The 18,492-nt window shown below is 71.0% G+C and carries 16 protein-coding genes and 1 riboswitch; of the genes, 5 read left to right on the top strand and 11 right to left on the bottom strand.

The window, feature by feature from the left end; genetic code table 11:
* Position 1: 1 nt before the first annotated feature.
* Positions 2-913: an LLM class flavin-dependent oxidoreductase gene (locus tag FNH24_RS02060; RefSeq protein ID WP_152360449.1), complete on the bottom strand. Its 912-nt coding sequence runs from the start codon at positions 911-913 to the stop codon at positions 2-4.
* On the bottom strand, positions 910-1,815 hold the full coding sequence (locus tag FNH24_RS02065; protein WP_152360450.1) for a prenyltransferase/squalene oxidase repeat-containing protein: 906 nt from the start codon (positions 1,813-1,815) through the stop codon (positions 910-912). The genes FNH24_RS02060 and FNH24_RS02065 overlap by 4 nt, the downstream gene beginning before the upstream one ends.
* Positions 1,816-1,890: 75 nt before the next feature.
* On the opposite strand from FNH24_RS02065, the gene FNH24_RS02070 reads away from it, so the two are divergent.
* Complete coding sequence (locus FNH24_RS02070) at positions 1,891-2,454, top strand: GNAT family N-acetyltransferase (protein ID WP_152360451.1); 564 nt, start codon at positions 1,891-1,893, stop codon at positions 2,452-2,454.
* Positions 2,455-2,667: 213 nt separating this feature from the next.
* Here the strand turns inward: FNH24_RS02070 and FNH24_RS02075 are convergent, their stop codons facing one another.
* Genes FNH24_RS02075 through pyrR form a run of 3 tightly spaced genes read right to left on the bottom strand, consistent with a single transcriptional unit; the run spans position 2,668 to position 5,521 of the window.
* Positions 2,668-3,960, bottom strand: coding sequence for a dihydroorotase (locus FNH24_RS02075; protein ID WP_246186703.1), 1,293 nt, complete (start codon positions 3,958-3,960; stop codon positions 2,668-2,670).
* Positions 3,957-4,952, bottom strand: coding sequence for an aspartate carbamoyltransferase catalytic subunit (locus FNH24_RS02080; protein WP_152360452.1), 996 nt, complete (start codon positions 4,950-4,952; stop codon positions 3,957-3,959). Before FNH24_RS02080 ends, FNH24_RS02075 begins: the two co-directional genes overlap by 4 nt.
* Positions 4,952-5,521 (bottom strand): bifunctional pyr operon transcriptional regulator/uracil phosphoribosyltransferase PyrR, encoded by a 570-nt coding sequence (gene pyrR / locus FNH24_RS02085; protein ID WP_281350981.1) that lies wholly within the window; start codon positions 5,519-5,521, stop codon positions 4,952-4,954. The genes FNH24_RS02080 and pyrR overlap by 1 nt, the downstream gene beginning before the upstream one ends.
* Before the next feature lie 131 nt (positions 5,522-5,652).
* Here pyrR and FNH24_RS02090 point away from each other — a divergent pair, with 131 nt between their 5' ends.
* Entirely contained in the window at positions 5,653-5,979 is a 327-nt protein-coding gene (locus FNH24_RS02090; RefSeq protein ID WP_152360453.1) for a hypothetical protein, read from the top strand.
* Positions 5,966-6,352: a DUF5130 family protein gene (locus tag FNH24_RS02095; RefSeq protein ID WP_152360454.1), complete on the top strand. Its 387-nt coding sequence runs from the start codon at positions 5,966-5,968 to the stop codon at positions 6,350-6,352. Before FNH24_RS02090 ends, FNH24_RS02095 begins: the two co-directional genes overlap by 14 nt.
* 694 nt (positions 6,353-7,046) lie before the next feature.
* Here FNH24_RS02095 and FNH24_RS02100 read toward each other — a convergent pair.
* Positions 7,047-8,426: an aminotransferase class V-fold PLP-dependent enzyme gene (locus FNH24_RS02100; protein WP_152360455.1), complete on the bottom strand. Its 1,380-nt coding sequence runs from the start codon at positions 8,424-8,426 to the stop codon at positions 7,047-7,049.
* A 45-nt stretch (positions 8,427-8,471) separates the two neighbouring features.
* Positions 8,472-8,574, bottom strand: a riboswitch (SAM riboswitch).
* Between the two features lie 112 nt (positions 8,575-8,686).
* Between FNH24_RS02100 and FNH24_RS02105 the strand changes: the two genes are divergently transcribed.
* Complete coding sequence (locus FNH24_RS02105) at positions 8,687-9,589, top strand: hypothetical protein (protein WP_152360456.1); 903 nt, start codon at positions 8,687-8,689, stop codon at positions 9,587-9,589.
* Between the two features lie 176 nt (positions 9,590-9,765).
* Positions 9,766-11,526, top strand: a complete 1,761-nt coding sequence (gene leuA, locus FNH24_RS02110; protein ID WP_152360457.1) for a 2-isopropylmalate synthase — start codon at positions 9,766-9,768, stop codon at positions 11,524-11,526.
* A gap of 80 nt (positions 11,527-11,606) precedes the next feature.
* On the opposite strand, the gene FNH24_RS02115 is transcribed toward leuA, so the two are convergent.
* The 5 genes from FNH24_RS02115 to recO form a co-directional block, all read right to left on the bottom strand.
* The gene (locus FNH24_RS02115; protein ID WP_152360458.1) at positions 11,607-13,382 is read right to left on the bottom strand and encodes an ABC transporter ATP-binding protein; all 1,776 of its coding nucleotides are present in this window, start codon (positions 13,380-13,382) and stop codon (positions 11,607-11,609) included.
* Positions 13,379-15,040 (bottom strand): ABC transporter ATP-binding protein, encoded by a 1,662-nt coding sequence (locus FNH24_RS02120; protein ID WP_152360459.1) that lies wholly within the window; start codon positions 15,038-15,040, stop codon positions 13,379-13,381. The genes FNH24_RS02115 and FNH24_RS02120 overlap by 4 nt, the downstream gene beginning before the upstream one ends.
* A gap of 80 nt (positions 15,041-15,120) precedes the next feature.
* Positions 15,121-16,038, bottom strand: a complete 918-nt coding sequence (locus FNH24_RS02125) for a hypothetical protein (RefSeq protein WP_161605952.1) — start codon at positions 16,036-16,038, stop codon at positions 15,121-15,123.
* 87 nt (positions 16,039-16,125) lie between these two features.
* Entirely contained in the window at positions 16,126-17,688 is a 1,563-nt protein-coding gene (locus tag FNH24_RS02130; protein WP_152360461.1) for a M1 family metallopeptidase, read from the bottom strand.
* Positions 17,675-18,415, bottom strand: coding sequence for a DNA repair protein RecO (gene recO / locus FNH24_RS02135; RefSeq protein WP_152360462.1), 741 nt, complete (start codon positions 18,413-18,415; stop codon positions 17,675-17,677). The genes FNH24_RS02130 and recO overlap by 14 nt, the downstream gene beginning before the upstream one ends.
* Positions 18,416-18,492: the final 77 nt, after the last annotated feature.

The following is an 18,492-nucleotide window of genomic DNA, read 5'->3' on the forward strand; positions in this document are numbered from 1 at the left end:
GTCAGCTGCTTCTTTCCGTGAGGTGTTGGTGGTCGATCACCGGTTGGAGCCGGTGCCGCGACGCCGCCAGGGCATCGACGAGTCGTTGGAGTTGATCATGGTCGGCGGTGCAGGGAAAGAACACCAGGTCGTCGCAGCCGGTGGCTTCGATCCGATCGATCTGCTCGATCAACCGGGCCGGAGTGATCATCGTGTCGGCCAGCACCTCCGATCGGTACGCGGCTCCGTAGTAGTGATCAAGGTAGCCGCCGGCGACCTCATCCGCCCTGGGGCCGAGGCAGAAGTAGCGCTGGGTGATCACCCGGGGGCGGCCGTCGCGGCCGGCCCGCTGCCAGGCCCGGTTGGCCGACTCGATGCCGTCCCGGAGCAGCTGCAATCCGAAGAACGGGCCGATCCACCCGTCCGCGAAGGCCGCCACGCGGTCGACGCCGGCCGGGGACAGCGCGCCGAGCAAGATCGGCGGACCGGAGCCGGGATGCGGTGCCATCGCTCCGGCGGCGCCGGCGAGCTTGCCGGCCCAGACACTCCGCAGGGAATCGATCATGGTCGCGAAGCGGGTGCCGCGGCCTCGCAGCGGGACGTCCGAAGCCGCATAGTCCTCCGGCCAGCCGCCGAGGGCCAGCCCGGCGACGAAGCGCCCGCCGGCCACCAGATCGAGCGAGGCGAGCTGCTTGGCGAGCACGACGGCGTTCTGCCGGTACGGGACGCCGAGGATCGTGGTGATCAACTCGACCCGGCTGGTCCGGGCCGCCGCCGCGGTGAGCGCGATGATCGGATCCAGGCTGTCGTACACCAGCCGGTCCAGGGCGGCGAGCTGGTGGAAGCCGTACGCCTCGGCGGCGGCCGCCCAGTCGCCGAGCCGGTCGAACGGGGCGCCGGGCACGGCAGCCGGCAGGCCGACGCCGATCCTCATCCCGCGCTCCCGATGGAGTCGAGCAGCCGCCGGTCGGCGCCGGGAAGCTCGAGTCGTCCGTTGCGCGCCAGCGCGGCGACGGCGTTGACGGTGTAGACGCCGCGCCACTCCACCGACTGCGCCGGCGACCAGTGCAGGAACTCGAAGTCCCAGCCGCCGTCGGCGCCCTGGGCGCGTTCCAGCCGGTCGAGGTCGGTCTCCAGTTGGCGCTCGGTGAGGAGGGCTCGACTCGGTGAATCCGGCCGGCCGGACAGCTCGATCGGGCGTACCCGCTCACCATCGACGCCGTCCGGGACGGGCAGCGAGCCGTCGGCCGCGAGGGCCGGCCGCAGCCGCTCGACCGCCGCCGCGGCCCGCCGTGGATCCGGTACGGAATCAAGGAAGTCGAGCGCGAACTTCACCGTGTAGCCGGCCGGATCGGGATCGTCGTCGAGCCGCTGCCAGCACCAGTCGGTGGCCGACCGCAGCCACGGATGATCGATCCCGGACTGCCACAGCCGGCCGGCCAGCGCGAAGGTCAGGAACCCGCTCTCGGTGACCGGCTGCATCCACGGCGCGCGCGGCTGGCCGGTCGCGCTGGGCAGCACCGTCGGCACGCCGCCGTCGGGACCGGAGATCGTGAGCAGCCAGTCCGCCGCCCGACCGGTGATCGGGTCGTCCAGCGCGTCGAGCTCCGCCAGGATGGACAGCGCCTGGAGGACTGCGGCCGGCTGGCTGTCCGGCCCGCGGACGTCGGGCTCCAGGGCATGACCGAAGCCGCCGTCGGCATTCTGATAGGGGCGCAGCGCCGCGCGGACCCGATCGATCGGGCCGCCGTGCACGAGTGCGGTGAAGATGTGCCGCTCCAGCAGCCGGGCCGTGTGGTGCACGAACCGCTCCGCGGCGATGAGATCGATGGACATGACTCGACGCTAGGGCCCGATCGCGGTCCCGGTCTTTCACAGATCGGACATCTTCGGTCCGGCTACCGTGGCGCCATGACCAGCCTCAGTTACCCGGATCTCGGCGACCCGGAGATCGCGCTGCGCGCCTGGCGGACCGAGGACGCGGAGGTCCAGCTGGCCGGGCTCAACGACCCGCTCTTCCTCCGCTATTCCGACGCGGCCGCGGTCAGCCGGGACCAGGTGGTCCGCCGGATCGCGGCGGTCGACCGGCTGCGCGAGGCCGGCACCGCGGTCTATCTTGCGATCGTGGCCGCGGCCGACCGGGACGAGGTCCTGGGCGAGGCCTCGCTCAGCGGCATCGACCCGACCCAGCGACGCGCCTCCGTCGGCTACTGGCTGGTCCCCGCCGCCCGCGGCCGCGGTGCCGCCACCCGGGCCGTCCGGCTGCTGGCCGGCTGGGCCTTCGGCGAGCTGGCCCTGGCGCGGCTCGAGCTGACCTGCGGGCCGGACAACCTCGGCTCGCAGCAGGTGGCCCGGCGGGCCGGGTTCCAGCAGGAGGGTCTGCTCCGGTCCCATCTGGCCTTCAAGGGCGGCCGCCGGGACAGCCTGATCTTCGGTCTGCTGCCCTCTGATCTGGCCGGTCCCGCGACCTCGTGATTCCTGCCCCGGCGCTCCGGGCGGTCGGTCAACGAGAGCCGGGTTGGGGGCTGCGTTTCTCTACCTGGGTAGAGAAATGATCGGGTCACGAGCGTGGGCGGGTGTGCGGAAGTCGCCACAGGTAGAGAAATGATCATCGTTCGGGGCGGCTTTGGGCCGGGCCCGCATGAATCCCGCGACCCGGCGGCGGTCGAGGGGGAGGGGCAGGCGGGTTCAGTCGCCGTACGTCTGGCGGCCGGCCCAGAATGTCGCGACGACCGGGTCCGGCAGTTCGCGGCCGTGCCACGGGTTGTTGCGGGACAGCGACGCCGTGTCGGCCGCGTCGACCACCCGCCGGGCCGATGGATCGACCAGCACCAGGTTGGCCGGCTCGCCCACGCGCAAGGGCCGGCCCTGGCCGGTCAGCCGGGCGATCCGGGCGGGGGCGAACGACATCCGGTCGGCGATGCCGGCCCAGCCGAGGGCGTCCAGCATCGTCTCCTGCACGACGCCGAGGGCCGTCTCCAGCCCGACCATGCCGAACGCCGCTTCGGCGAACGCGTGCTCCTTGTCGTGCCGGGCATGCGGGGCGTGGTCGGTGCCGACCGCGTCGATGGTGCCGTCGGCCAGCGCCTGCCGGAGTGCGGTGACGTGCTCGGCCGGGCGCAGCGGGGGATTGACCTTGTACGTGGGGTCGTAGCCGAGCACCTCGTCGGTCGTCAGCAACAGGTGGTGCGGCGTGACCTCGGCCGTCACCGGCACCCCGCGCCGCTTGGCCCAGCGCAGCACCTCGACCGATTCCGCGGTGGACACGTGGCAGACGTGCACCCGGGATCGGGTCAGCTCGGCCAGCTCGACATCGCGGGCGACGATGGTCGACTCCGCCGCCGCCGGCCAGCCGGGCAGGCCGAGCTTGCCGGAGACCTCACCCTCGTGGCAGCAGGCGTCCGGGCCGGCCAGCCGCGGATCCTGGGCGTGCTGGGCGATCACCCCGTCGAACGCGCGGACGTATTCCAGGGCGCGGCGCATCAGCCGGGCGTCGGCGATGCAGTGACCGTCGTCGGAGAACACCCGGACCGCGGCCGCCGACCGGGCCATCAGGCCCAGCTCGGCCAGTTCGGTGCCGGCCAGTCCCTTGGTCACCGCGCCGACCGGGACCACCTGGGTGTGCCCGGACCGGGTGCCGAGGGCCGCGATGTGGGCAGCGGCCTCCGCGGTGTCGGTGACCGGGTCGGTGTTGGCCATCGCCAGCACCGCGGTGTAGCCGCCCCGGGCCGCAGCCGCGGTGCCGGTCTCCACCGTCTCGGCGTCCTCCCGGCCCGGCTCGCGGAGATGCGTGTGCGGGTCGACCAGGCCGGGCAGGGCGACCAGGCCGGCAGCGTCGATCCGTCGGGCGTCGGCCGGCGCGTCCGCCGGGTCGGCGAACACCCCGTCCATGATCAACAGATCACCGCGCCCGGCGCCGGCCAGCTCGGCCCCGGTGATCATGATCGAGCTTGTCCTGGGTCCCGTGGGGTGTGCCGTCATCGTACGGGCTCCTTGGTGGTGGTCGCTTCCGCCGGAGCGGGCACTGCATGATCGGCAACCTCGTCGGCGCCACCCAGCAGTTGGTAGAGCACACTCATCCGGATCGCGACGCCACCGGCCACCTGATCCAAGATCAACGAGTTGGCCGCGTCGGCCGCGTCGGCGGAGATCTCCAGGCCCCGGTTCATCGGCCCGGGGTGGCAGATCGCGGCCTCCGGCTTGAGCAGCCGGAGCCGGTCCCGGGTGAGGCCGTACGACACCGTGTATTCCCGGGGTGTGGGGAAGTAGCCGCCGGACATGCGTTCCCGTTGCACCCGGAGCATCATCACGATGTCGGCCCGGCCCAGCACCGCATCCAGGTCGGTGTCGACCTCCACCGGCCAGGTCTCGATCCCGGACGGCAGCAGGGTCGGCGGGGCGACCATGATCACGTCCGCGCCGAGCGTCCGCAGCAGCGCGACGTTGCTCCGGGCCACCCGGGAGTGGGTGATGTCGCCGACGATCGCCACCGTCTTGCCGGCGAAGTCCTCGACGGTCGGATCGTGCCGGCGGAGGTGCCGGCGGATGGTGAACGCGTCCAGCAGCGCCTGGGTCGGATGCTCGTGCGTGCCGTCGCCGGCGTTGATCACGTGCGCGTCGATCCACTGCGAGGCCTGCAGCGGCGCGCCCGAGGCCTGGTGCCGGATGACCAGGGCATCGACGCCCATCGCGGCCACCGTGAGCACCGTGTCCCGCAGCGATTCACCCTTGGAGACCGACGATCCCTTGGCGCTGATGTTGATCACATCCGCGGACAGCCACTTGCCGGCGATCTCGAACGACGACCGGGTCCGGGTCGAATCCTCGAAGAAGAGGTTGACCACGGTCCGGCCGCGCAGGGCGGGCAGTTTCTTGATCGGCCGGTGCAGCACCTGGGCCATTTCCTCGGACAGATCGAGGATCTCGATGATCTCCTGCCGATCAAGATCGGCGGCGGACAACAGATGTCGCATCAGCCGGCTTCCCCCTCTGCGTCCCGATCCCGGGTGATCGTCACTTCGTTGACTCCGTCCAGCTCGGCCAGCCGGACCTGGACCCGTTCGCTGGCCGCGGTCGGCAGGTTCTTGCCGACATGATCAGCCCGGATCGGCAGTTGCCGATGTCCCCGATCGACCAGTACGGCGAGCCGGACCGCCCGCGGTCGACCAAGATCACCGAGTGCGTCCAGCGCGGCCCGCACCGTCCGGCCGGAGTAGAGGACGTCGTCGACCAGCACGACCACCGTGTCGTCCAGATCGACCGGCAGCCGGGTCTGCGCCGGGGCCCGGGTCGGGTTGCGGCGCAGGTCGTCGCGGTAGAGCGTGATGTCCAGCGCCCCGACCGGGACGGCGACCCCTTCGACTGCGGCGATCGCCTCGGCCAGCCGCTCGGCCAGCGGGACGCCCCGGGTCGGGATGCCGAGCAGCACCAACCCGTCGGCGCCGCGGTTGGCCTCGAGCAGCTGATGCGCCATCCGGGCACACGCCCGGGCGATCTGTTCGGCATCCATCACCACCCGGGAACCCGGCGCGAGACTCGGAATCGCGCGATCTGGCTCCGTCGACGCGTCGGCTGGGCGGTCGGACACGATGCCTCCTGGCTCGGCTCGTCGGGACGGGCGGCACGCACCCCGCGGCGTGATCGATCAGGGCTTGATCGACTACGGTAGGGCGCGTGAGTGAACTGCTGAGCATGGTAGTGCCCCTCGAAACGCTATCGGGCTGGCCCGAGGTCGCGAACCCGACCGCCCTGCAGACGTTGGGGCTGCTGGTCGGCTTCCCGGCGTTGGCCTTCCTGGTGATCTTCGCGCTGGGCAAGGCCCCCGCGTTGGTCGGTGCCAACAAGCGGCAGTCGCTCGCGATCACCGAGCCGGTGTGGCTCGGCCGCGGCGGGACGGATGCCGGCACCCTGGAGGCCGGATCGGCCGTCGCCGAGCTGCCGGCCGGACCGACCGGCACCGCCGTCCCCGCCGAGGTCGGAGGCGCAAGTGCCCGCTGGTAACGACCTGACCCCGCAACAGCTGGACCGGATCCAGCGCGCGGTGGACAACGCGGAATCCGTCTCGGGCCTCACCTTCTCCGTCTTCATCGGCATCGCCGAAGAGGATTCGCGGACCTACGCGACGCGCCTGCACGCCGGGCTCGCCGATCCCGATCACTCGGTGCTGGTGCTGTGCGACCCCGAGTTCCGGGCGCTGGAGATCATCACCGGGGCCGAGACCCGGCGCGACCTCGACGACGTCGAGTGCCGACTGGCCGCGGCCAGCATGCAGTCCTCCTTCGCCGGCGGCGACATCGTCGGCGGCCTGGTCCTGGGCGTCCAGCAGCTCGGCGAATCCGCCCGCAAGCCCCGCACCCTGCACGTCAACCCCTGACCCGGTCCAGTACCCGTTCCCTCGTTCCCCGAAGGGCAGGCCAGATCGCGCTGTTCTCCGGATTTCGCCTGACGGCCGGCAAAGATGCAACAAAGGGCGGTGGGGTTCGCGGTTGGTCGAGAATCGTGGCCGGGTGTCGGTTGGGCTGTTGCCGGGTGGGGGTGATGGGGACGTTTGGGTCTTCTTTCCCTGAGCCTGTCGAAGGGCAATTTAAAAGACGAACGACGCGCCGAGGACGGGTGGGTTGATGCGGCTCAAGCCTCGCGGCCGGCTGCCGGGTGGTCGCCGCACTCAGCTTCTGCCGCTCGGAGCCGATTCACTCACTGAGTGGACGCTTTGGCCACGCTGCAAGGCCCGGAGCGTGGCCAACGCGTCCACTCGCGCATCCCACCGATTTTCGCCGCTGGGTTTGGTCGGGGTCATCGAGTGTGACGGTTCCCGGCTCGATCGTCGCTGTGGAGCCGGGAAACGTCACAGTGGATGAACAAACCCCGGTGATCGGCGCCCGGCCGTGATGCGGGACCGACTGCAAGAACCCGCCCGCCCTTTGATGCGTATTTCACCGGCCGTCAGGCCGAAACCCGGGAGAGATCGGCGTGGTCTGGCCTGCCCCCTTCGACAGGCTCAGGACATGCTTCGACAGGCTCAGGGAACGAACCCCACCCTGCCGCTCAGGGAACAGGCTCTGGCTCGGTCAGCCCTGGCAGGGTGCGGGGGGCGCGGTGAGCTCGGGCAGCCAGGCCGGGGCCGGGCGCGGGTCCGGGGTCGGTTGGATCCGGCCGTCGACGTCGCCATACGTCCAGCTCGGACCATGATCAAGAAGCCGGCGCAGGCCAGTCAGCAGGGCGTCGACGTCGGCCGAGGACGAGCCGAGGCCGACGCTGACCCGGACCGCGCCGGCGGCGCAGCCGAGCCGGGTCAGCAGGGGATGGGCGCAGAACTTGCCGTCGCGGACGCCGATCCCGTGCTCGGCGGAGAGGTAGGCGGCGATCAGGCCGGGTTCGTAACCCTCCAGGGTGAAGGCGACGATGCCGACCGAGTCCGTACTGTCGTCGAAGATCCGCAGCCGGCGCACACCAGGCAGCTGATCCAGCCCGTCCTGGAGCCGGGTCAGCAGGGCCCGTTCGTGCCGGTCCCGGCGCAACCGGCCGAGCCCCGACAGGGCGCGGCAGGCGGCAGCGAGGGTGACGGCGCCGAGGACGTTCGGCGTGCCGCCCTCGTGTCGCGCCGGCCCGGAGGTCCAGTCGGTCCGTTCGGCCTCGACCTTGCGGACCGCGCCACCGCCGGCGAGGTAGGCGGGCGCGGCATCCAGCCAGTCGGACCGGCCGACCAGCACCCCGGCGCCGAACGGCGCATAGGTCTTGTGGCCGGAGAAGGCGAGGTAGTCGATCCCGAGTGCGGCCAGGTCGACATCACGGTGCGGCACCAGCTGCGCCCCGTCCACCGCCAGCCGAACCCCGGTCTCGGCACACAGCGTGGCGATCCGCTCCAGCGGCAGCACCTCGCCAGTCACGTTCGAGGCTCCGGTGATCGCCAGCAGCCCGACCTCGGGCCGGGCCAGCTCGGCGGCCAGCAGCCGCAACGTCTCCGCGAAGGTGGGCCGGGCGGTCAGCACGGTGGCGCCGATTCGCTGCCAGGGCAGCAGATTCGCGTGATGTTCGATGTCCAGACAGACCACCTCGACGCCGGCCGGCACGGCCTGGGCCAGCAGATTCAGCGCGTCGGTCGTGTTCCGGGTGAAGATCACCTGGTGCTCGGCGGTCGCCCCGGTCACCTCGGCGATCGTCTGCCGGGCCCGCTCGTAGGCGGTGGTGCTGACCGCCGAGGCGTAGCCGGCGCCGCGATGCACCGAGGCGTAGTACGGCAGCACCCGGCCGAGCTCGTCCAGCACCTCGGTCAGGGCCGGGGCGCTGGCCGCGTAGTCGAGGTTGACGTAGCGACGGGTGCCGCCGTCGACGACCGGGACCTCGAGGTCGGCGCCGCTGACCGACCGCAACGGCGGCACGGTCGCTCGGTCGGCGGCTGCGGCGATCGGGTGGGATCCGGTCGGGCGGGAATCGGTGACGACGGTCATCGCCGGGCTCCTTCATTCCAAGGGCCACGGATGATCATCCGGTACGGCCCGCGCTTGCCAGTGGTGGCCGTGTGTTCACCCGGGGCACCCCGCCGCGGAGGAGGGTTGCCGACCAGCAAGCCGGGGCTGAACGCTGGTACTCGTCACACGTGATGCTGGATCGATTGCACCCGACCGATCCCGCCGGATCAAGTCAGATACCGAATAATGAGATCTGCTTCCGATATTTGAGACGGCCGGGTTCGCTACGGTAGGCGACCATGGAAGAAGGCGTTGCCCCGTTGATCATCGTCTGCGGCTTCATCGTGGGCTTCATCGGGATCGGAGTGGCCAGTTGGCGGAAGCGCAAACGGCAGCGGAAGGAAGCCGACGATCTTGGTCGGCAGCTCGGGGCTCGGTGGTTCACCTCTGACACCGGCCTGCCGTTCGGCCGGGTCGAGGACCCGCTGACAGGCGCGCCGTACTCCGGCACGGGGCAGCAGTTCGATTACGCCTTCGCGGTGGAGTATCGCGGCCGGCGGGTGGTCGCGCTGGAGTATTCGACGGTGTCCGTCTCGGCGAGCTCGCGGAGCCGGACCAGGTATCACGCGGTCCAGGTGCTCGGCCCGCAGACGCCGTTGATGATCATCCTGCCGCGGAACCCGGCACTGGCCGGCCTGTGGAAGGAGCTGACCGAGGTGCCGGCCGGCGATGCCGCCTTCGACGAGCGTTTCATGATGCTGGTCAAGGATCCGGCGACGTTCCCCGGCCTGCCGGCCGCCGCGGTGGCCTGGTTCCTCGCCGGGCCGGAGCGCCAGCTGATGATGATCAAGTTCGCCGGTGACGGGTTCGAGGTGTCCGCTCCCGGACCGCTGCCGGGCTGGGACACGACCAAGGTGATCAACGATCTGGTCGACCTGTGCGACCTCGTCGAGACCGGGCAGGTGCGGCCGTCGCCGCGGCTGGAACTGGCGACCCAACCCCCGCCGCACAACGGGGTGCTGAACGCCCTCAGCGGCTGCCTGCTCGGCGCGACGGTGATCTTCTGGCTGGCGGCGTTCACGATCAGCAACCCCAGCAGCGGGCTGGTGGTGATCGGGGTCCTGGTCGGACTGGTCGTCGTCGGGGTCGGGCTCAACGTCCTGCTGCAGCGCCGTCGCCGGACCCGGACCCGGAGCCGGTGACGGCCGGCCAGCGGCGGGTCAGGAGTGGCCAAATCCGGCTCGGTGTGGCTAAGGTGGGCGCCATGACCCACTGGTCGCTTCTCCTTCGTTGCCGCAGCGAGGTCCGCTAAGGGCTGGCACCCTCGCTGCGGAGTTCGCGCGTTCAGCCGACTCAATCCTTAGCAGCGAGGAATCTCATGACCAGCAGTGCGTCCAAGCCGGCGTCCGTGACTCGACCGCAGTCCGTGCCGGTGCAGCAGCCCAGCCCGATGCCGTTCCACCGTTACCGCGCCTACACCCCGATCGAGCTGCCGGACCGCACCTGGCCCGAGCAGCGGATCACCGAGGCGCCGCGATGGCTGTCCACCGACCTGCGGGACGGCAACCAGGCCCTGATCGATCCGATGACCCCGGCCCGGAAGCTCCGGATGTTCGAGCTGCTGGTGCGGATGGGCTACAAGGAGATCGAGGTCGGCTTCCCGTCCGCCAGCCAGACCGACTTCGACTTCGTCCGCCAGTTGATCACCGAGGGCCGGGTGCCCGCGGACGTGACGATCTCCGTGCTGACCCAGGCGCGGGAGGACCTGATCGAGCGGACGGCCGAGTCCCTGGTCGGCGCCAAGGCCGCCACGATCCATCTCTACAACGCGACCGCGCCGCTGTTCCGCCGGGTCGTGTTCAAGATCGACAAGGCCGAGTGCCTGGCCCTGGCCACGCGCGGCACCGAGCTGGTGATGAAGTACGCCGAGCAGCACCTGGGCGACGTCGAGTTCGGTTACCAGTACTCGCCGGAGATCTTCACCGGCACGGAGCCCGAGTTCGCGGTCGAGGTCTGCAACGCGGTGATGGACGTCTGGCAGCCGAGCGCGGGGCGGGAGATCATCCTCAACCTGCCCGCGACGATCGAGATGTCGACCCCGAACACGTACGCCGACCTGATCGAATGGTTCGGCCGCGAGGTCCGCAACCGGGAGCACGTCGCGATCAGCCTGCACCCGCACAACGATCGCGGTACGGCGGTCGGCGCGACCGAGTTGGCGATCATGGCCGGCGCGGATCGGGTCGAGGGCTGCCTGTTCGGTCACGGCGAGCGGACCGGCAACGTCGACCTGGTCACGCTGGGCATGAATCTGTTCTCCCAGGGCATTGATCCCAAGATCGACTTCTCCGACATCGACGAGATCCGTCGCACGGTGGAGTACTGCACCAACCTGCCGGTCCACCCGCGCCATCCGTACGCGGGCGACCTGGTCTACACCGCCTTCTCCGGGTCCCACCAGGACGCGATCAAGAAGGGGCTGGAGGATCTGGAGGCCCAGGCCAGGAGCCAGGGCGTCGAGGTCGCCGACATCGCCTGGGAAGCGCCCTACCTGCCGATCGACCCGCACGACGTGGGGCGCACGTACGAGGCCGTGATCCGGGTGAATTCCCAGTCCGGCAAGGGCGGCGTGGCGTACATCATGAAGAGCGAACACGCCCTCGACCTGCCCCGGCGGCTGCAGATCGAGTTCTCCCAGGTGGTGCAGTCCCGCACCGACGCGTCCGGCGGCGAGATGACGCCGGAGGTGCTGTGGGAGATCTTCTCCTCGGAGTATCTGGACCCGGAGGCGCCGCTCCATCTTGATCATGTGATCGGTGCGACCAGCAGCGACAGCGGTGACACGGTCGCCGCCTGGGTGATCGACGGCGGTGAGGTGAAAGAGGTCAGCGGCGACGGCAACGGCCCGGTGTCCGCCTACGTCGACGCCGTGTCCGCGCTGGGCTACAAGGTGCGGGTGCTTGACTACGCCGAGCACGCTCTCTCCGCCGGCGGCGACGCGATGGCCGCCGCCTATGTCGAGGCCGAGGTCGGCGAGGGTGAGGACGCCAGGATGGTCTGGGGTGTCGGCATCCACGCCAACATCGTCACCGCCTCCCTCCGCGCCGTGACCTCCGCGATCAACCGCGCCCACCGCTGACCCACACCCGCCGACTTGTCAGAACTGAGTTGTGCCCGGGCACAACTCAGTTCTGACAACTCGCGATGATTCGGAACGAATCAGGTCCGGGGTTGGGACCAGGCCTGCCAGAGTTCCGCGTAGCGACCGGCGGCGGCCAGCAGTTGATCATGGGAGCCCTGCTCGACGATCCGGCCGTGTTCGAGGACGATCACCCGGTCGGCGGTGGCGGCCTGGCTGAGCCGGTGGGCGACGATCAGTGCGGCGCGGCCGGCGATGGCCTGCTCGGTCGCGCGGTCCAGCAGGCCGGCACTGGTGCTGCCCGCTTCGGCGGTCGCCTCGTCGAGGATCGCGACGGGCGGGTCCAGCAGCACCAGCCGGGCCAGCCCGAGATGCTGCACCTCGGCGGCGGTCAGCGCCCGGCCGTGGCCGCCGACCTCGGTGTCCAGGCCGTCGGGCAGCCGGGTGACCAGTTCCTCGGCGCCGACGGTCCGTAAGGCGGCCCAGAGTTGCTCGTCGGTGGCGCCGGAGTCGACCAGGGTGAGGTTGTCGCGGAGGGTGCCGGCGAACACGTGCACCTCCTGGGTGATCAGCACGATCGGGTCGGCGTGCCGATCGATGCTGCCCGTGCCGGGCTGGTGTACCCCGGCGATCAGGGCGGCCAGCGTGGACTTCCCGGCGCCCGAACTGCCGACCAGGGCGACTCGTTCCGAGCGGCCGAGCTCGAGCTCGATGCCGGCGAGCACGGGATGATCTTGGTGGTACGCGAAGCCGAGCTCACGGATCCTCACCGCGGCCGATGAATCGCGCGGCTCCGGTTCGGCGATCCTGGCGTCCGGCTCGGCGGCCGCGGTGGGTGCCTGGATCACGCCGACGATCCGGCCGAGCGAGGCCAACGCCGACTGCAGGTCGTCGACCACGATCAACAACTGGTTGATCGGGTCGAACAGCCGCAGGAAGAACAGCATCGCCGTCGTCGCCGCCCCGATGGTGCCCAGATCGTTGTTGATCAACCAGAACCCCACCAACAGGATCCCGGTCATGCCGAGGAATTCGGCGAAGTTGAGTCGACCGAAGAAGCGGTTCTGCAGCACCCGCGCCTTCATCGCCCAGCCGACCACCTGCCACGAGGCGGCGGCGATCCGGCCGCCGTGCCGCTCGCTCATCCGGTACGCCAGCACGGTGTCCAGGCCGCGCAGGCCGGCCAGCACCTGATGGGCCCGGTCGGCCATCGCAGCCCGCTCGGCGGCGTAGACCGGGGGAGCGGCCCGGAGATACCAGCGGACCGCGAGCACGTGCACCGGAATGATCACCAGCAGCGCGAGCGCGTACCGAAGATCGAGAACGGCCATCCCGACGAACGTCAGCACGATCGTGAACAGTGCCCCGGTCAGCGCCGGCGTGACCCGCGGGACCGCCTCGGCGACCCGGGCGACGTCGTCGCTGGCCCGGCTGATCAGGTCACCGGTGCCGGCCCGTTCCACCACCGACTGCGGCAGCAGCAGGGCGCGGGTGACCATCCGTTCCCGGAGGGTGGCGAGCACCGACTCGATCAACCGGGCGGACAGCACGACACCGACCCCGGTCAGCGCCGCGCCGACGATCCCGCTGCCGACCATGATCAACCCGAGCAGCCAGATCCGGGTCGCGCCGAGCCGGCCGTCGATCGCGTCGACGATGCCGCCCAGCGCGGCCGGCATGACCAGCCCGGCGGCGTTGGCGGCGATCAAGATCACGATCAGCAGCGCCAGCAGCTTCTTGCGTCCGCGCAGGGCGTGCAGCACCTCGGCCGTGACCTGCCGGCGGTCGGCGATCGGCAGCCGGTCGCCGGGCACGGTCGCCGGATCGGCCACACCGGAGCGGAGGGTCGCCGTCATGACGCCACCTCGATCACCCGATCGCAGGCCGACATCCAGGCCGGCGAGTTGGTGATCACGATCGTGGTCCGGCCGTTCCTCGCGTCCCGGACCTGCCGGGCGATCTCGGCCTCGGTGACCGAGTCGACGGCGGTCGTCGGGTCGTGCAGCACCAGCACCGGTGCGTCCTGGGCCAGCGCCCGGGCCAACGCCACGCGCTGCCGCTGGCCGCCGGACAACCGGGCCCCGGCCTCGCCGACGGCGGTCCGGTGTCCGTCCGGCAGCACCTCCATCAGGTCCGCCGCGCCGGCCTGGGCCAGCACCCGGTCGGCCCGGTCGGAGTCCGCTTCACCGAGCTCGAGATTGTCCAGGACCGTTCCCTCGAAGAGATCCGCGGCATGCGGCGCGACCAGCAACTCGGCCCGGATCGCCTCCGGCCGGTAGTCGGCCAGCGCGATCCCGCCGTAGCGCAGCTCGCCCCGCTCCGGCGGTCGCCGCGCGGCCAGCAATGCGACCAGCACGTCGGCCTGGCCGCCGGTGGCGCGGACGCCGACGAACTCCCCGGCCTCGACCCGGAGGTCGAGCTCGCGTACCGGACCGGAGCTGACCCCGGCGAAGCTCACCGGCGCGGTGGCCCCGGGGCGCTCGGCGGTCCGGGAACCGTGCGGCATCGGCGGCGCGGTGAGCACCGCGAGCACCCGGGCCGCGGAGGCCTGCGCGGCGGCCCAGATCGGGCCGGCGTTGCCGGCGATGCTGCGCAGCGGACTGAGGATGAACTGGGTCAGCCCGACGATCGTGATCAGGCCGCCGACGCTGAGCGACCCGTTCAGGGCGAACAGCCCGGCGGCCACGGCGATCGCGGCGACGAAGATCGTACTGACGCCGGACATGGTGCCGACGTAGCCGCCGAAGGCGCGCCGCGCGTGCAGCGTGCCGTCCAGCGCCTCCCGGCTGACCCGGCGATAGCGCTCCGCGGCGATCCGTTCGGCCCGCAGGCCGCGCAACACCCGATAGCCGGTGACCAGATCGGCGGCGCGACCGGACGCGGCCGCGGCCAACTCCTGCTCGCTCTCGCTGCGCCGCCGCAGCGGCCCGCCGGCCCGGTCGAGCAGCAGCAACATCAGCGGGGCGCCGACCAGGACGGCGATCCCGAGCGGCCAGCACAACACCAGCAGCACGATCCCGGCGAAGATCACCGCCGCCAGCTGGCCGACCGGATAGACGGCGAGCATCAGCGCGAAGGAGAGCCGATTCACGTCGGAGGTGGCGACGGACAGCGCCTCGCCCGGCAGCCGGCCGGCGGTGCTAGCGTCGCCGGCCGGATCCAGCAACCGGTCGGTGACCTTGCCGCGCAGCTGATGCTGCACCACCTGGAGGCCGTACTCGCCGATCCGGGAACCGAACCGGTACGACAGCGACAACACGGTGAAATCGACCGCCAGTAACACGATCCAGAACACCAGCTGACCAAGATCACCGGTGGCCAGCGCCCGGTCGATCGCCAGCCCCATCACCACCGGGACCAGCCCCTCGCCGAGCTGGTGCAGCACCGCCAGCACCGCGGCCGGGATGACGTAGCGGCGGCCGGCCAGGACCGTCCGCAACACCAGCCGGCGCGGGGTGGTCGCCGCATCGATCGTGATCGGCCGGCCGACGCGGGGGCCGCTCGCAGCTTTCACCCCTGGAGGTTAGCTTGCCCTAACTTCGACCGTCGACCCTGCGGCTGGGTTCCGGACGGGTGATCATCACCACAGGGCGTTCAGGCGATCAGGCGGCCGGCGGCGACGGGGAGGGTGCGCATCATCGGGTGGTCCTGGGCTTGCCCGGCCGGGTCCTTGGCCCAGGAAGTGTCGGCGGCGGGTGTCACCATCGACACCATCAGCAGGCGGTTGCCGGCCCGGACCAGTCCGATGCTCTCCGTGGTCGGCCTGCTCTGCCGTTCCTGGTATTCCAGCCGCAGGTGTTCCGCGACGACGCCCTCGGGCAGCGGCACCGGCCTGGCCGCGACCGGGCTCGGCTGCAGGTAGCCCTGACGGCGCAGCATCCGTGGACAGTCGCGGATGCTGCGGCCGAGCTCGGCGTAGACCTCCTCGGCCTCCGCGTCGGAGGCGTAGTCGGCGATCAGGGCGGTGCCGTGGCCGCTGGCGGCCAGGGTGTAGTCGCGCCGGAAGAGGTGGGCCGGGTTCGCCAGCACCGTGACCGACGGCAGGCAGACCGAGGGCAGCTCGTCGCCGGACTCCTCGGCCGCGGCCCGCTCCTGCCAGTCGCCGGTGGCGCGCCAGGCGAGGTCGGTGGCGGCGGGCAGGTTGCCCTCCGTGATGGCCGGCCGGGCCTCCTGGGCGGGCTCGGTCGGGGACGGCGGTCGGGTCGGCTTCGGCGACCGCGACGGAGATTGCTTGGGCCGGCTCGTCTCGTCCTCGGTCGGCTCGTCGTCGGGCACGTGCGAGTGCTCGTTCTCGATCGGCGTCTCGGCCTGGCTGGCCGGCACCCGGCCGAGGTGGGTCGCCGGCGGCGGGCCGGCCTGGGCCGGTGGCGCGGCCGTGGTGGCGGCCTCTGGCCGGTTCACCAGGACGAAGACCACACCCAGGACGGCGATCGCGATCATCGCGATGCCGACAGCGCCGAGAATGCGCCCGGATCCGGGCGATCTCGGCGACGGTGACCGGCGCTGACGCACCCGTTCCTCCTTGTCGATTCCCCCGAGGACTCGTCTCTTCATCGGCGTCGTGCTCGACACCGGTGGTCGCTGCAGCACAATACCCCGTCAGCGGAACCCGTTCTCCGGCGTCGCCGCCGGTACGGACTCCGACCGCAGCCAGGCGTCGAAGAACGGTTCGAGATCCGTGGTCGTCCTGGCCTGCGCGGCCACCATCCAGTCCTCGACGCTGCGGGGACCGGGATCGGCTGCCCAGTCCCGGGCCAGCGCGAAGAAGGCGTCGTCGCCGATCACGTTGCGCAGCGCCTGCAGGGTCATCGGGCCGCGGCTGTAGACGGTGTTGAACAGCTGGTCGGCGCCCGGATCGATCATCGTGATCCGCCAGAACTCACGGACCCCCTTGACCCGGTCGTACAGCTTGGTGAACGACTCGTTCGCCGGCCGGCCGTTCCGCTCCCGATACAGCCACTGCGCCCAGGACGCGTACGCCTCGTTGATGAAGATGTCGTCCCACTGGGCCAGCGTGACGTTGTTGCCGAACCACATGTGCGCCAGCTCGTGCATCACCAGCTCCGGGCCGTGGTCGGGGTCGGCGATCGCCTCCCGCTGGTAGATCGGCCGGGTCTGGGTCTCCAGTCCGCCGAACCAGAAGTCGTGCACCGGGACGACTCCGCCGAGCTCGCTGAACGGGTACGGGCCGAACGACTGCTCCATCATGGTGATCAACTCGGGCGACCTGGCCAGGTTGGCGAACGCGGCCTGCCGCTGCGGGCCGGGGATCTGCTCCGACACCGCATAGAGGTACGGCCGGCCGGCGGCGACGCCTTCCTTGATCTCGTAGCGTCCGATCGAGATGAAATTGAGATAGGTCGCCATCGGCTGCCGGGAGATCCAGCGCCAGGTGTCGTGATCTTGCTCGTCGGCGGTGTCGCGGGACTCCAGCCGGCCGATGCTGATCACGTCGAAGCCGGTGGGCACCCGGACGCTGACATCCATCAGGGCGACGTCGGACGGATGATCATTGGCCGGATACCACCAGGCCGAGCTCTCCGGCTCGCCGGCCACGGTCCACTCCTCCCCGGTCGCATACCAGGCGCGGATGTCGTCGCGCCGGACCTGGCCCGGCTCGCCCGCATACTCCACCTGCACCTGGAACTCGTTACCGGCCTCGACCGGCCGGGCGGGCGTGATCTTGACGTCCTGGAAACCGGACTTGGCGAACCGCGCCTCGGCTCCGTCGACCAGCACCCGGCTGACCGGCAGGGCAAGATCAACATAGAACGACGACAGTCCCTGCTCGGCCCGGGCGTTGATCGTGGTCCGGCCGGAGAGCCGACCGGCCGCCGGCGCCCAGTCGACGGCGATCGTGTATTTGCTCACGTCGTAGCCGCTGCTGCCGTAGTCGGGGTAGTAACGATCACCGACCCCGGGCTTGCCCGCGCCGGGCTCGGGCAGCACGATCGGCGGGGAGCCCTCGGCCGTCGAGCGGTTGATCAGGACCGGGATTCCGACCGGCACCGCGATCAGCACCAGGCTGACCAGGACCATGATCACGGCGAAGACGTACGCGGCCCGGTGCGGGCGGTGCTTCGGCGGTCGGGCCGGCACCGGGGCGCCGGAGAATCGGCCCGACGGATCGGGCGGACCCCAACCGGGATCAACGTTCGACATGCGCCAGCGATCGCAGATTCCGGTCGAGGTGCCAGGCGACGTAGCCGCCGGTGATCGAGCTGGCCTCGGCCATGATCACCGCGGGCTGGTCCCGGGTCGCCTCCCAGTGACCCTCGAGCAGGGCACTGAGCAGGGCCAGGGTTTCGGGGTTGGGCCGGCTGGAACCGGCCGGGCGACAGGGCTCGCAGACCACGCCGCCGGCCGTGGGGGAGAAGGCGCGGTGCGGCCCGACCAGCCCGCACCGGGCACAGTCGACGAACGACGGCGCATAGCCGGCGATCGCCATCGCCCGCAGCAGGTAGGAGTCCAAGATCAACGACGGCGCCCGCTCGCCGTCCCGGGTGCCGGACTGCAACACCCGCAGTGCCCCGGCCAGCAACAGGTAGTGCTGCACCGCGGGCTCGCGTTCCTCGGCGACCAGCCGGTCGGCGGTCTCCACCATCGCCTGGCCGGCCGTGTATTTGCGGTAGTCCTGGCCGAGCTCGTCACTGTGCGGCTCCAGGGTGACCGCCTGGGTGATCACGTCCAGCGTGCGACCGATCGCGAACTGCAGATCGACCCGGGAGAACGGCTCCAGCCGGGCGCCGAACTTCGAGGACGTGCGCCGGATCCCCTTGGCCACCGCCCTGATCTTGCCGTGCCGCCGGCTGAGCATCGTGATGATCCGGTCGGCCTCGCCCAGCTTGTGGGTGCGCAGCACGACGGCCTCATCGGAGTAGGTCGGCACCCGGCTATTGTCCCTTACGTGCCAAGGACACCCGACGAGAACGCTCCGCTGCACGCCACCTTTCCGCGGGGACGCCG

The organism is Microlunatus speluncae, from assembly GCF_009299835.1.
GTDB classification, from domain to species: domain Bacteria; phylum Actinomycetota; class Actinomycetes; order Propionibacteriales; family Propionibacteriaceae; genus Microlunatus; species Microlunatus speluncae.